The organism is Streptomyces sp. NPDC057743 (assembly GCF_042798755.1).
In the GTDB taxonomy this organism is placed as follows: Bacteria; Actinomycetota; Actinomycetes; order Streptomycetales; family Streptomycetaceae; genus Streptomyces.
This window is the reverse complement of record NZ_JBHVJX010000012.1, coordinates 213,569-226,598: the sequence shown is the minus strand read 5'-3', so window position 1 is coordinate 226,598 and position 13,030 is coordinate 213,569. Positions and strand designations below refer to the sequence as shown.

11 protein-coding genes are annotated in these 13,030 nt (G+C 70.2%); 6 read left to right on the top strand and 5 right to left on the bottom strand.

Annotation, left to right across the window (positions count from 1 at the left end; genetic code table 11):
- Positions 1-299 precede the first annotated feature (299 nt).
- The 3 genes from ACFVFQ_RS16560 (at position 300) to ACFVFQ_RS16550 (ending at position 2,933) form a co-directional block, all read left to right on the top strand.
- Complete coding sequence (locus ACFVFQ_RS16560) at positions 300-1,832, top strand: sugar porter family MFS transporter (RefSeq protein WP_383415578.1); 1,533 nt, start codon at positions 300-302, stop codon at positions 1,830-1,832.
- Positions 1,833-1,993: 161 nt separating this feature from the next.
- Positions 1,994-2,383 carry a peptidoglycan-binding domain-containing protein gene (locus ACFVFQ_RS16555; protein WP_383415575.1) on the top strand — a complete coding sequence of 130 codons (390 nt, stop codon included), beginning with the start codon at positions 1,994-1,996 and terminating at the stop codon, positions 2,381-2,383.
- A gap of 358 nt (positions 2,384-2,741) precedes the next feature.
- Positions 2,742-2,933 (top strand): MerR family transcriptional regulator, encoded by a 192-nt coding sequence (locus ACFVFQ_RS16550; protein WP_383415572.1) that lies wholly within the window; start codon positions 2,742-2,744, stop codon positions 2,931-2,933.
- A 94-nt stretch (positions 2,934-3,027) separates the two neighbouring features.
- Here ACFVFQ_RS16550 and ACFVFQ_RS16545 read toward each other — a convergent pair whose 3' ends face one another.
- Positions 3,028-4,110 carry a LacI family DNA-binding transcriptional regulator gene (locus ACFVFQ_RS16545; RefSeq protein ID WP_383415569.1) on the bottom strand — a complete coding sequence of 361 codons (1,083 nt, stop codon included), beginning with the start codon at positions 4,108-4,110 and terminating at the stop codon, positions 3,028-3,030.
- A gap of 422 nt (positions 4,111-4,532) precedes the next feature.
- On the opposite strand from ACFVFQ_RS16545, the gene ACFVFQ_RS16540 reads away from it, so the two are divergent.
- Both ACFVFQ_RS16540 and ACFVFQ_RS16535 read left to right on the top strand, forming a co-directional pair.
- Positions 4,533-5,567: a Gfo/Idh/MocA family oxidoreductase gene (locus ACFVFQ_RS16540; protein WP_383415566.1), complete on the top strand. Its 1,035-nt coding sequence runs from the start codon at positions 4,533-4,535 to the stop codon at positions 5,565-5,567.
- Between the two features lie 26 nt (positions 5,568-5,593).
- A complete protein-coding gene (locus tag ACFVFQ_RS16535) occupies positions 5,594-6,397 on the top strand; it encodes a sulfite exporter TauE/SafE family protein (protein ID WP_383415559.1) in 804 nt (267 codons plus the stop codon).
- Positions 6,398-6,486: 89 nt separating this feature from the next.
- On the opposite strand, the gene ACFVFQ_RS16530 is transcribed toward ACFVFQ_RS16535, so the two are convergent.
- Together ACFVFQ_RS16530 and ACFVFQ_RS16525 are read right to left on the bottom strand one after the other, a co-directional pair.
- Positions 6,487-6,981, bottom strand: a complete 495-nt coding sequence (locus tag ACFVFQ_RS16530; protein WP_383415653.1) for a GNAT family N-acetyltransferase — start codon at positions 6,979-6,981, stop codon at positions 6,487-6,489.
- Positions 6,982-7,183: 202 nt separating this feature from the next.
- Positions 7,184-7,852: a DedA family protein gene (locus ACFVFQ_RS16525; protein WP_383415556.1), complete on the bottom strand. Its 669-nt coding sequence runs from the start codon at positions 7,850-7,852 to the stop codon at positions 7,184-7,186.
- Between the two features lie 257 nt (positions 7,853-8,109).
- On the opposite strand from ACFVFQ_RS16525, the gene ACFVFQ_RS16520 reads away from it, so the two are divergent.
- Complete coding sequence (locus tag ACFVFQ_RS16520; protein ID WP_383415553.1) at positions 8,110-8,397, top strand: heavy-metal-associated domain-containing protein; 288 nt, start codon at positions 8,110-8,112, stop codon at positions 8,395-8,397.
- A 711-nt stretch (positions 8,398-9,108) separates the two neighbouring features.
- Here ACFVFQ_RS16520 and ACFVFQ_RS16515 read toward each other — a convergent pair.
- Positions 9,109-10,398, bottom strand: coding sequence for a citrate synthase (locus tag ACFVFQ_RS16515; RefSeq protein WP_376566471.1), 1,290 nt, complete (start codon positions 10,396-10,398; stop codon positions 9,109-9,111).
- 176 nt (positions 10,399-10,574) lie between these two features.
- Entirely contained in the window at positions 10,575-12,833 is a 2,259-nt protein-coding gene (locus ACFVFQ_RS16510; RefSeq protein WP_383415549.1) for an ATP-dependent RecD-like DNA helicase, read from the bottom strand.
- Between the last annotated feature and the right edge of the window lie 197 nt (positions 12,834-13,030).

The window sequence follows — 13,030 nt, the reverse complement described above, 5'->3', positions numbered from 1 at the left end:
CGTTCCGACGATTTCGTCGATCCGGCGCTTCGACGCTTCGACTCTTCGGGGATCCGGTATGCGTCGACCGGTAATGCGTCGGCCGGCATTCTCCAACTCAACTCGGCGTTCCCTCAATCAAGCCAACCAACGAAAGGCCGCACCATGTGTACTGCGCACGGTCCATGCACGCCCTACGGGGAATTGTCGTCAACACCATCGGCGTCTTCGGCGAATTCCGCGACTTCCGCGATGACGGTGTGCACGGCGCTCGCCGCGACATTGTCGGCGCATGACGTCACGGCGAATTGGAGTTGAGGATGGTGGCTCGCAGTAGTCAGTCCGCGTCCACCGCCGGGCCGAACTCTTCCCCGCCCCCTCCCACTTCCCCCACCTCCCCCTCTTCGCACAGTGGCACGGCCTCCGCCCGTAATGCCCGGCGGTTCATCGTTGCCATTGCCGCGATCGCGGCGCTCGGCGGTGCCCTGTTCGGATACGACACCGGGGTGGTGTCCGGCGCGCTCCCCTTTATGGAGCAGCACTTCGGCCTCACATCCCTCAGTGAGGGCGTCATCACCAGCGCGCTCCTGATAGGTGCGGCGTTCGGCTCGTTGGCCGGTGGCCGGATGTCCGACGCCCTGGGGCGGCGCAACTCCCTGTTGTGGGCGGGCGCGGTGTTCATCGGCGGGGCGGTGGCGGTCGCGTTGGCGCCGACCACGGCGTTCATGACGGTCGCGCGCTTCGTGTTGGGCCTGGCGGTGGGCAGCGCCTCCGTCATCACCCCGCTCTACCTCTCCGAGATCGCGCCCGCACACATCCGCGGCCGGCTGGTCTCGTTCAACTCCCTGATGATCGTCAGCGGCCAGTTGCTCGCGTATCTCGTCAATGCCGTGCTGGCCCATTGGGAGGCGTGGCGCTGGATGTTGGGGCTGGCCGCGGTGCCGGCTGTGGCGCTGTTCCTCGGCGTCCTCTTCCTGCCCGATACGCCGCGCTGGTACATCAGCCGGGGGCGGCAGGACGAGGCTGCCGCGGTGCTGCGCCGTACGCTGCCCGCCGACGACGTCCCGGACGAGCTCCAGCGCATCGAGCACGCCCGCAACCTGGAGGCCGACGCCCAGCGCGGGGCCTGGCAGGAGCTGCAACTCCCCTGGGTGCGACGGTTGCTGCTGGTCGGCATCGGGCTGGCGATCGTCCAACAGATCACCGGGGTCAACGCGGTCATCTACTTCGCCCCCAAGATCCTTTCGACGACCGGCCTGGGCACCAACGCCGCGATCACCGCCACCATCGCGGTCGGCGCCGTCTCGGTCGTGGCCACGGCGATCGGTATGTCCTTGATCGACCGGGTGGGCCGGCGCCCGATGCTCCTCTGGGGGCTCTCCGGGATGACGGTGTCGCTGGCGCTCCTGGGGGCGGCGTTCCACCTGCCGCACTCCACCGCCGTCAGCTACCTGGTCCTCGCGCTGATGGTGCTCTACATGGGCTTCATGCAGGCGACGCTCAATACGGGCGTGTGGCTTCTGCTCGCCGAGATGTTCCCGCTGAAGGTCCGCGGACTCGCCATGGGCGCGGCGGTGTTCGTGATGTGGCTGGTCAACTTCGGGGTGGCGCTGTGCTTCCCGATGTTGCTCGACGCGGTGGGCGCCGCGATCACGTTCTGGCTGTTCAGCGCGATGTGCGTGCTGTCGTTCATCTTCTGCAAGCGGTACGCGCCGGAGACGAAGGGGCTGGCGCTGGAGGACCTGGAACACGAACTGCGCCGCGCCGCCGAGGGGGCCGTCCCGTCAACGACCGGTGGCAGGACAGGTGAAGCGGCCGGAAGCGGAAGCCACGGCCGTACCGACGGGGGCTGAGCCGAGGGAGAGGAAGCAGGAAGGAGAAAGAGGAGAGGAGGGGAGGGGAGAGGCGAAGGCCGGAGGCCGCGGCGGATGCGGCGGCCAGCGCAATCCCCATACCAGCGCATCGGGTGCATCCCAGGGTTTCGAAGCGTCCAAGGCATCCAACGGGGGAAGCAATGGACTCCGTGAAAGCCACACGAACGGGCCTCGGTGCATCCATCGCGGGACTGCTGCTGGCCGCAGGGCTGTTGGCCGGCCCGGCGTCCGCCGCCGAGCCGCCGTCAGTCGCCGCGCGGACCGGGCAGGGTGGCGCCCCCACACGCCACGTCGCCCTGGTTGCCTGCGCCTTCGCCAACGGGGACGCACTCACCACCTACGGTCAACGCGGCGCCCGCGTCAGGCAGGCGCAGTGTCTCCTGGCCAACCGCCACTACCTGAGCTGGAGGGACCTGACCGGCCGCTTCGACGCGAAGACCCGTAGCGCCGTGCGGGAGTTCCAGTCCCGGCACCGCCTCCCCGTCAGCGGCAAGGTCGACAAGAAGACCTGGCGCGCGCTGTATTCGTGATCCCCCGCTCCTCCGCCGGCCTGCAGCAGCCACACCCGAGGAGGCGGCCACACCCGAGGAAGAGGCGCGTTGAAGCGAAGCCGCCCCACCCCACAGGGGATATCTCGCCCACGGCGGACGGTACCTGACAGCGAATCATCCTCTATGTAGGCGTCTGTCCCATCTCTGTTACGGGTGTCGCTGCCCCGTCACGGCTGTCACCGTTGGGCAGGTCTTTCGTCACAGCCCTTCAACAGGCCCACGCCGACGGTCACTCACCGTCGTTGTCCGGGCGCAGGGTGAGTGATCACCACGCCGTACGCAGCCCTCGCCGGCTCGCCGGGTCGATCCTGCGGGGGCGCCAAGGAGGTGCGCAGAGATGACTGACCGAAGGCTCTGGTCGTACAAGGAAATCGCCGCCCATATCCAGGTGCAGACGGATACCGTGCGCTCTTACCGCAAGCACGGCCTGCTGCCGGATCCCGACTTGGTGGAGGGCGGCAAACCGTACTGGTACGCCGACACCGTAAGAGCCTGGGTGGCGCAACGCCCGGGCCATCGCGGGCGCTAGGCGGCGCATGAGCCGGTGGCCACGGCCCGGCGCCGGCCCGAACCCGGCCCGGCCTGGCCCGTGGTCACCGCGCACGCCCCCGTCCCGTTTCCCGTTACGACGCTTCGCAACCCTCCCCCGGCGGCGCCGTCGAGCCCCTTACCTCTAGTTCAGGGACGACGAGTTGGTGGTCGGCGGGTGCATCGGGGTGCGCCATCCGGTCCAACAGACAGCGGGCGGCGCGGCGGCCGACCTCGTGACTGGCGTTGTTGACCGAGTTGAGCCAGAGGTGACGGATGCGGGCGAGGTAGGTGTTGTCGTAGCCGACGAGGGAGAGGTCGGCGGGGACGTCGAGGCCCAGTTCCCCGGCGGCGGACAGCGCGCCGATGCCGGAGAGGTCGTTGAACGCGAAGACGGCGGTGGGGCGGTGACCGTCGCGGGCCGGGCCGAGCAGGCGCACGGCGGCGCGGTAGCCGCCCTCCTCCGTCCCGTCACCGTCCGCCACCACGGCGTGCGCGGCCAATCCGTGAGCGCGCATCGCGGCCTCGAAACCGCGCCGGCGCAACGCGCCAACCAGCCCCAGGCCGGCGATGTGGGCGATCCGGCGGTGTCCAAGGCCGATGAGGTGCTCGGTGGCGAGGCGGGCGCCGCGTTCGTCGTCGTTGGCGACGATGTCGACGCGCGGCAGCCGGGGTTCGTGGTTGCCGGCGATGACGGTCGGCAGCCGCTCGGCGACCTCGGCCAGCCCCTCGGTGTCCGGAAGCGTGCCGACGACGACCAGGCCGTCGACCCGGAGTTCCTGGAAGGTACGGGCGAACTCCTGGTCCGTACGCCGGTCCAGGCGCCCGTCGGCCATCAACATCCGCAGGCCGTGCGCGTGCAGCAGCGAGTTGAGGCCGTCGAGGACGTCCACGAACCAGGGGTTGCGCATGTCGTTCAACAGCACGCCGACGGTGTGGGTGCGCCGGGCGACCAGGCTGCGGGCGGCGGCGTTGGGCCGGTAGCCGAGCTCGTCGATGGCGTCCAGGACGGCCCGCCGCTTGGCCTCGCTGACCCGCGGCGAACCCTGAAGAACGAGCGAGACCAGCGACTTGGAGACGCCGGCACGCTCGGCGACCCCGCGGATCGTCGGGGGCCGATCTGCGCCGGACGCCTGCTTGGCGGGTTCGCCCAGCGAGCCATGGGACCGTTCAGTCATTGGACCGTTCCATGATGGCGGATCCTTTCATCGGGCCAGGTCAGCGTCAATGGGGATGGCGCGGGGTGGGGACGGTACAGGCCGACGGCTGACGCCAGCCCGCCCCCTCTTCTGCACAGCCAAGCAGTCCCATCCCTCCCTCCATTCCTGCGCGTTCAGCGCCCCACGGCGCCACCAGTGCGCCATCGCACGGGGGTTGACATCCAGACATACGGACATGCAGGGTGCCGGATGACGCACCGATTGGACCGTTCCAATTGCGTCTCGCGCCTTCTGCACACCTCCGGTATCTCTCCCACATCTCTCCCTCCCCCGCCGCATGCCCCGGCCGGGGACCCGGCCAGCCCAGGCGTCCCCCTACTCCAGCCCCCCAGCAGTGGGCTCCTCGCTCCCCACCCACCCCCTCTCCCGAAGGGACCCCCATGAAGATCGGTCTGATCGGCACCGGGCGCATCGGCGCGTTCCACGCCGCGACCCTCCAGAACGTCCCCGGCGTCACCGACCTCGTGGTCGCCGACGCGGACCCGGCGCGGGCCGCCGCGCTCGCGGACACCCTGGGCGTGACGGCCGCCGACAGCATCGAGGCGATGTACGCGGCGGGAGTGGACGCCGTGGTGATCACCGCCGCGACCAGTGCGCACGCCACGCTGATCCATCAGGCCCTGGACGCCGGCGTGCCGGTGTTCTGCGAGAAGCCGGTGGCCCTGGACGTACCGGGAACCCTCGCCGTCGTGGCGCGCGCCGAGGCCGGCACTGTGCCCGTACAGATCGGCTTCCAGCGCCGGTTCGACGCCGGGTACCGCGCGGCCCGGGAGGCGCTGCGCTCCGGTGAACTGGGCTGGCTGCACACCCTGCGCGCCTGCACCAGCGACCAGTCACCGCCGCCGGCGGCCTTCATCCCGACCTCCGGCGGGCTGTTCCGCGACTGCAGCATCCACGACTTCGACATCATGCGCTGGCTGACGGGCCGCGAGGTGGTCTCCGTCTACGCCCAAGGCGCCAACCGGGGCGCGGACTTCTTCGCCGAGGGCGATGACGTCGACACCTGTGCCGCGCTGCTCCGCTTCGACGACGACACCCTGGCCACGGTCACCGCGACCCGCTACAACGGCGCGGGCCATGACGTCCGGCTGGAGGTCTGCGGCTCCGAGGGCGCCCGGTTCGTCGGACTGGACGACCGGGCGCCGATGCCGTCCGCCGAGACGAAGCTGTCCTGGCAGCGGGCGGAGGCCCCGTACGCCACGTTCATGGAGCGGTTCCACGACGCGTACGTGACCGAGTTGGGCGTCTTCGTCGAGGTGGCCGCGGGTCGGGCGCCCAGCCCCTGCACTCCCGCCGAGGCGTTGGAGGCGCTGTATGTCGCGGAGGCGTGCGACCTCTCGCGGCGGACCGGTCAGCCGGTGGCCGTCGCGGAGGTGCGGGCCGCCGCGGGCGGCGGGGCGGCGCCCGGCGCGTGACCGGTAGCGGTGCCGTAGTCGGCCTCGTGACCGAGCAGTTGGCCGTCGGCCCCGTGGCGCAACTGGGCGTCGTGCCGTTCGTCGTGCTGGTGGTCGCCGCGCTGCTGGTGGGGGTCTCCAAGACCGCCATCAGCGGCGTGGGCACGCTGAGTGTGGCGCTCTTCGCCTCCGTGCTCCCGGCCAGGGAATCCACCGGGGCCCTCCTTCCGCTGCTCCTCGTGGGCGATGTGTTGGCCGTCCGTGCCTATCGCGGGCATGCCGACCGGGCCGTGCTGCTCCGGCTGCTGCCGTCGGTGGCGGCCGGGGTGCTGCTGGGTGTGGCGTTCATCGCGTGGACCGACGACACCGTCATGCGGCGCACGATCGGCGGGCTGCTGCTCGCCGTCGCGCTGCACCACGGGTGGCAGCAGATCCGCTCCCGCGCGGCGGTGCATGACGTGCGGCAACCAACCCCCGCCCTAGGCGCACCGGAGCATCAACACCGTCTGCGAACGGCGGTGTTCGGGCTGCTGGCCGGGTTTGCCACCATGGTCGCGAACGCCGGCGGGCCGGCGATGTCGCTGTACCTCCTCTCCTCGGGCTTCGCGATGCTCGGGTTCCTGGGCACCGGTGCGTGGTTCTTCCTGCTCGTCAATCTCGTCAAGGTGCCGTTCAGCGTGGGGCTGGGGCTGATCACGGCGGACGGGCTCGCGCTGGACGGGCTGTTGGCGCTCGCCGTGGTGGCCGGTGCGTTCGCCGGGCGAGCGCTGGTGCACCGCATCGACCAGAGGGCCTTCACCTGGCTGGTGCTGGCCTTCACGGCCCTCGCCAGCCTCGCCCTGCTGCGCTGAGGCGAAGGCAGAGGCAGAAGCGGAGGCCGAGATGCTGACGGCGTCGCCAAGTGGGGCCGACGGAGCGCCTCTTGGAGAACCGCCCCGCACTACCGCAGCGTCACCCGCCACTCGTTGGCCCGTATCAGATGCCCCTTGGGGTATTCGACATCGCACGCCCCTATGAGGGTGAAACCGGCCTTGCGGCATACCGCGTTGGATGCGGCGTTGGCCGCGGAGGGGAAGGCGTGGACGGTGCGGTGACGGCCTTCGGCGGCGGCCGCGGCGAGGACCTGGTGCACCGCGGCCGAGGCGATGCCACGGCCCTGGAAGTCGGGGAGCACGCTCCAACCCGTCTCGTAGACGGGCTTTCCCCGCCACTCACTCTCCCAGAAGCCGACCGTGCCCACGGGCTCGCCCTCCGGGAGGAGCATGATGCGGTACATCCGGCCGGGCTCCTCGTCGTCGAGGTGGCCGAGGTATCTGAGGTGGCGCCGGGCGAGCTGGTCCGCGGTCTCGGGGCCACCCACGTGCCGTGTCATCTCGGGGGTGTTGGCCTTGCGCAGCAGGTCGAGGCCGTCCGTCGACCACGCCTCGATCCGCACGTCGGGCGGAGTGCGCGGCACGCGCGGCCCGCCCACCTGCGCACCTTTCGCCACCTTCTGCACTTCGGCTTCCCCCACGTCAACTCCCCTTGCACCGGCCTGGCTTGTTTCCGCTTCTCGTTCCGTCGCTTCGACTTCTCGTTCCGTCATGACACCAACGGTACGGACGACCACTGACAGTCACGCCGCGCTCGACGTCCGATCACACGGCGGCGGTGGATGACGCCTGGTCGTCGCCCTCTTCGCGGTCGGGTTGCGGGGCGGATCGCGGGTCGACTCCCGCGGTTTCGCCGGGAGTTCGACGAGCGGCCCGGGCGCGCAGGGCGCGACGGCGGGTCAGCCATTGGACGGCGGTGCCGGCGGTGGCGACGAGGGCGGAGGCGCCGATGCCGATGGCGGCGGCGTAGAGGCGGTTGCCGGCGGCGGCGGTGCCGAGGTAGCCGAGGCCGACGGAGTAGGTCGCCCAGAGGGATTCGGCGAGGCCGGCGCCGAGCAGGTACCTGCGCGGCGGGTAGCGCAGTACGCCGGAGGCCAGGGCGCCGGCGATCCGTCCACTGGGCAGGAACCGCACGGCGATGACGAAGGGCACGCCGTGACGTCGGATGCGGCGGGCGGTCCATTCGAGGGCGGCGCGGCGGTGTGGGCGGCGCAGCAGCCAGGCGCGGACGGGGCCGCCGAAGCGGCGCGCGGCGAGGTACATCAGCATGTCGCCGAGCAGCGCGCTGCCCGCGACGATCGCGAGGACGAGCGGGAGGACCGCGTGGCCTTCGGAGGCGAGGACGCCGGCGGAGACCAGGAGCGCGGAGTTGGGGACCAGTGGCGGCAGGGTGGTGAGCGCCAGCAGGCCGTAGAGGGCGAGTGTGCCGTCCATCCGACCGCCTCCTCCCATCCGCGCCCCGAGTCCGTATCCCCAGGCTGACGCGCGGCGGGGCGGGCGGCAACGCGTGCGGGTGGGGAGATCCGGGACTGGATTCATACCCCTAGGGGGTATACAGTGACGGAAGTCGGGAAGCCGACATCGACCGTCACTGCGTTCCCTCGCGCCACTTGGGCACCACACTGAGCGCAACGGCCGTATCGGCCCGCACCGGCACATGTCGGCACACACGGCACCACGAGGAGAGACCCATGGCTGAGAACAGCTCCTGCTGCACCCCTGACGGCTCCTGCCAGACCGGCGGCGACGCCGCCGTCGAGGTCGGCGCGGTGACCAGCACCTACAAGGTCACGGGCATGACCTGCGGGCACTGCGAGGGTGCGGTGTCGTCCGAGATCGGCGAGATCGCCGGGGTGAGCGCGGTGCAGGCGGTCGCGGCGTCCGGCCTGGTGACCGTCACGTCGAAGGCGCCGCTGGACGAGGCCGCGGTGCGCGCGGCGGTCGACGAGGCCGGCTACGAGCTCGTGGGCCAGGTCTGATCCGCGGCGAATCCGCGGCGCTCCACGACGACGAGGCGCGGGACGCACCCGTTCACGGCGGGGCGTCCTGCGCCTCGCGCGTGCGCGCTTCCGGCGGGCCGAAATCGCCCCCAGATCGGACACCGACGGTAATCGCGGCAGACCGGGACGATCAGCGACGAACGGTCACAATGTCAGGACGAGGGCGCAAAAATTCACATCACCCTTACAACTGGCACAACACCCATACCTCCGGGCGTTGATCTCCTAAAAGAAGCCCTTGACCAGATTCGCCCCTATATGACATGAGACTCAGATCACACTCTTCGGAACGTAACCATTGAGGGGGGTCGCGAGTCTAACCGGGCAAGTGCAAGCACCCCGGCGGGGCTTGCACTGCGAAAGCCGTGTCGGTCTTGGGGGACCGTCTCGGCTCTGCGTTGGCCGGGGCGACGCGCCCGGGGAGCTTTGAGCGGCCCTCCCGTATGTGCGCGTCCCGGCAGAGCGCGGTGCAACCCAAAACGCCCGGCCGGATCCCGTGGGGGGAATCCGCACCGGGACATGGGAAGCGCCCCGCACTCTGGACCCGTGGGGGGATCCGGAGGCGGGGCGCTTTCGCATGTGTGCGCCCGCATCACGGCGCCGGAAGGGGCGCCACGATCGCGTTTGCGCGATTATCGATCACCAGTGCGTAACGGCCGGCCTCGTCCGGCCGTTACGCAGCGGCCGGACTCAGCGCTCCTGGACGGGCACGAAGTCGCGCTCGACGACGCCGGTGTAGACCTGGCGCGGGCGGCCGATGCGGGAGCCGGGCTCCGTGATCATCTCGTGCCACTGGGCGATCCAGCCGGGCAGCCGGCCGAGCGCGAAGAGCACGGTGAACATCTCGGTCGGGAAGCCCATCGCCCGGTAGATCAGGCCGGTGTAGAAGTCGACGTTCGGGTAGAGCTTGCGCTCGACGAAGTAGTCGTCGGCCAGCGCGTGCTCTTCCAGCTTCAGGGCGATGTCGAGGAGCTCGTCCTCCTTGCCCAGCGCCGAGAGGACGTCGTGCGCCGCCGCCTTGATGATCTTCGCCCGGGGGTCGAAGTTCTTGTAGACGCGGTGCCCGAAGCCCATGAGCTTCACGCCGTCTTCCTTGTTCTTCACCTTGCGGATGAAGGTGTCGACGTCGCCGCCGGCGTCCCGGATGCCCTCCAGCATCTCCAGCACCGACTGGTTGGCGCCGCCGTGCAGCGGGCCCCAGAGGGCGTTGATGCCGGCCGAGATCGAGGCGAAGAGGTTCGCCTGCGAGGAGCCCACCAGGCGCACGGTGGACGTCGAGCAGTTCTGCTCGTGGTCCGCGTGCAGGATCAGCAGCTTGTCGAGCGCGCTGACCACGACCGGGTCCAGCTCGTACTCGGCGGCGGGGACCGAGAAGGTCATCCGCAGGAAGTTCTCCACGTAGCCGAGGTCGTTGCTCGGGTAGACGACCGGGTGGCCGACCGACTTCTTGTACGCGTAGGCCGCGATGGTCGGCAGCTTGGCCAGCAGGCGAATCGTGGAGATGTACCGCTGCTGCTCGTCGAACGGGTTGTGGCTGTCCTGGTAGAACGTCGACAGCGCGCTGACCACCGAGGACAGCATCGCCATCGGGTGGGCGTCCCGCGGGAAGCCGTCGAAGAAGCGCTTGACGTCCTCGTGGAGCAGGGTGTGGTACGTGATGTCCTGCTTGAAGGTCGCCAGCTCGTCGACGGTCGGCAGCTCACCGTTGATGAGGAGGTAGGCGGTCTCCACGAACGTGCTGCGCTCCGCGAGCTGCTCGATCGGGTAACCGCGGTACCGCAGGATGCCCTTCTCACCGTCGAGATAGGTGACCGCGGATTTATACGCCGCGGTGTTGCCGTAACCGGAATCCAGGGTCACCAGACCGGTCTGGGCGCGCAGCTTCGAGATGTCGAAGCCCTTGTCGCCGACCGTGCTCTCGACGACCGGGTAGCTGTATTCGCCGTCCCCGTAACGCAGTACTACAGAGTTGTCGCTCACGTCATCCCTCACCGACGTTGTGCCTCTTCTTCGAGGTGCCCTGACTGCCTATACCTTCCCCCATTTGGACCTTGGATGTGCACTCGGGGTCGGCCATAGGGCCTCATCGCGGCACTGAGTGCCGCGTTGGGGTCCATCCTGCTCCCGTTCGCCCCGATTACGAAAGGGGGGAGACCTCAGATCGCTCCGGCGAGCCGGTGGGCGAGCGCGGTGTGCCTCCGACCGGCGGATACCGTCCGCACGGCCTGCCCGAGGGCCCTTCGGGAGCCGACCAGCACCACCAGGCGCTTCGCCCGGGTCACGGCGGTATAGAGCAGATTGCGCTGGAGCATCATCCAGGCGCTGGTGGTGACTGGAATCACCACCGCCGGATACTCGCTCCCCTGGGAGCGATGGATCGTCACCGCGTAGGCGTGGGCCAGTTCGTCCAGTTCGTCGAAGTCGTAGGGGACCTCCTCGTCCTCGTCGGTGAGGACCGTCAGTTGCTGCTCGACGGTGTCGAGGGCGGTGACCACGCCCACGGTGCCGTTGAAGACGCCGTTGCGGCCCTTCTCGTAGTTGTTCCGGATCTGGGTGACCTTGTCGCCGACGCGGAAGACGCGGCCGCCGAAACGGCGCTCCGGCAGATCGGGGCGGGCCGGGGTGACCGCCTGCTGGAGCAGGCCGTTGAGCGAGCCCGCGCCGGCCGGGCCGCGGTGCATCGGGGCCAGCACCTGGACGTCCCGACGGGGATCGAGGTCGAACTTCGCCGGGATGCGGCGGGCCACCACGTCGACCGTCAGCCGGGCCGCCTCCTCCGCGTCCTCCTCGGGGAACAGGAAGAAGTCCGGAAGACCGCTGGTCAGCGGGGGGACGCCGGAGTTGATGCGGTGCGCGTTGGTGACCACGCCGGACTGCTGGGCCTGGCGGAAGATCCTGGTCAGACGGACCGCCGGCACAGTCCCGCCCGTCGCCCGACCATCGCCGTGGCCGGACGCGCTACGCGCGGTCCCCTCCCCGGCGAGCAGGTCGCGCAGCACCTCGCCGGCGCCGACCGACGGGAGCTGGTCCACGTCCCCGACCAGCAGCAGATGGGCGCCCGGTGGCACCGCCTTGACGAGCTTGTTCGCCAGCAGCAGATCGAGCATCGACGCCTCGTCGACCACCACCAGATCGGCGTCCAACGGGCGGTCGGCGTCGTAGGCGGCGTCCCCGCCCGGCTTGAGCTCCAACAGGCGGTGGACGGTGGACGCCTCCGCGCCGGTCAGCTCCGCCAACCGCTTGGCCGCCCGGCCCGTGGGGGCCGCGAGCACCACCGTGGCCTGCTTGGCGCGGGCCAACTCGACCACCGAGCGGACCGTGAACGACTTGCCGCAGCCCGGCCCACCCGTGAGCACCGCGACCTTGCTCGTCAGCGCCAGCCGGACCGCGTCCCGCTGCTCCGGCGCCAACTGCGCCCCCGTACGCCGCGACAGCCAGGCCAACGCCTTGTCCCAGTCCACGTCCTGGAACGCGGGCATCCGGTCGTCGTCGGTGCGCAGCAACCGGGACAGCCGGCCGGCCAGGGAGATCTCGGCGCGGTGGAACGGCACCAGATACACCGCGGTGATCGACTCACCGCCGTCCGGTCCTGGCACCTTCTCGCGGACCACGCCCTCCGGGTCCTCGGCCAGCTCGGCCAGGCAGTCGATGACCAGGCCGGTATCCACCTGGAGCAACTTCACCGCGTCCGCGATCAGTTGCTCCTCGGGCAGGAAGCAGTGGCCCTGGTCCGTGGACTGCGAAAGGGCGTACTGGAGGCCGGACTTGACCCGATCCGGGCTGTCGTGCGGGATGCCCACCGACTGGGCGATCTTGTCGGCGGTCAGGAAGCCGATGCCCCAGACGTCGGCGGCCAGGCGGTAGGGCTGGTTCTTCACCACCGAGATCGATGCGTCGCCGTACTTCTTGTAGATCCGCACGGCGATGGAGGTGGAGACGCCGACGCCCTGGAGGAAGACCATGACCTCCTTGATGGCCTTCTGCTCCTCCCAGGCGGCGCCGATCAGCTTGGTGCGCTTGGGGCCGAGGCCCGGCACCTCGATCAGGCGCCCGGGGTCGGCCTCGATCACGTCCAGGGTGTCGATGCCGAAGTGCTCGGTGATGCGGTCGGCGATCCGGGGGCCGATGCCCTTGATGAGGCCCGAGCCCAGATAGCGGCGGATGCCCTGGACGGTGGCGGGCAGGACGGTGGTGTAGTTCTCCACCGTGAACTGCTTGCCGTACTGGGGGTGGGAGCCCCAACGGCCCTCCAGGCGGAGCGACTCGCCCGGCTGCGCCCCCAACAGTGCCCCGACGACGGTCAACAGCTCGCCGGAACCACGGCCGGTGTCGACGCGGGCGACCGTGTAGCCGTTCTCCTCGTTCGCGTAGGTGATCCGCTCCAGGACCCCCTCCACCACAGCTCCGTTGACCATGCCTCGACGGTACCGCCGGGGGGTGACAGCGGGGGCGGGAGGCGGGGTGTGGGAGGGGCGGGGCGGGGCCGGAGGGACGAGGCCGGCGCTTCCCCCGCCCCCTCCCCCTCTCCCCCTTCGGGGGAGGGGGCGGGGGTGGGTTCGGGGGTGGGGGGATACAGCCACGGCGCGCGAGGGGCGGGGGCGAGTCTGCACGG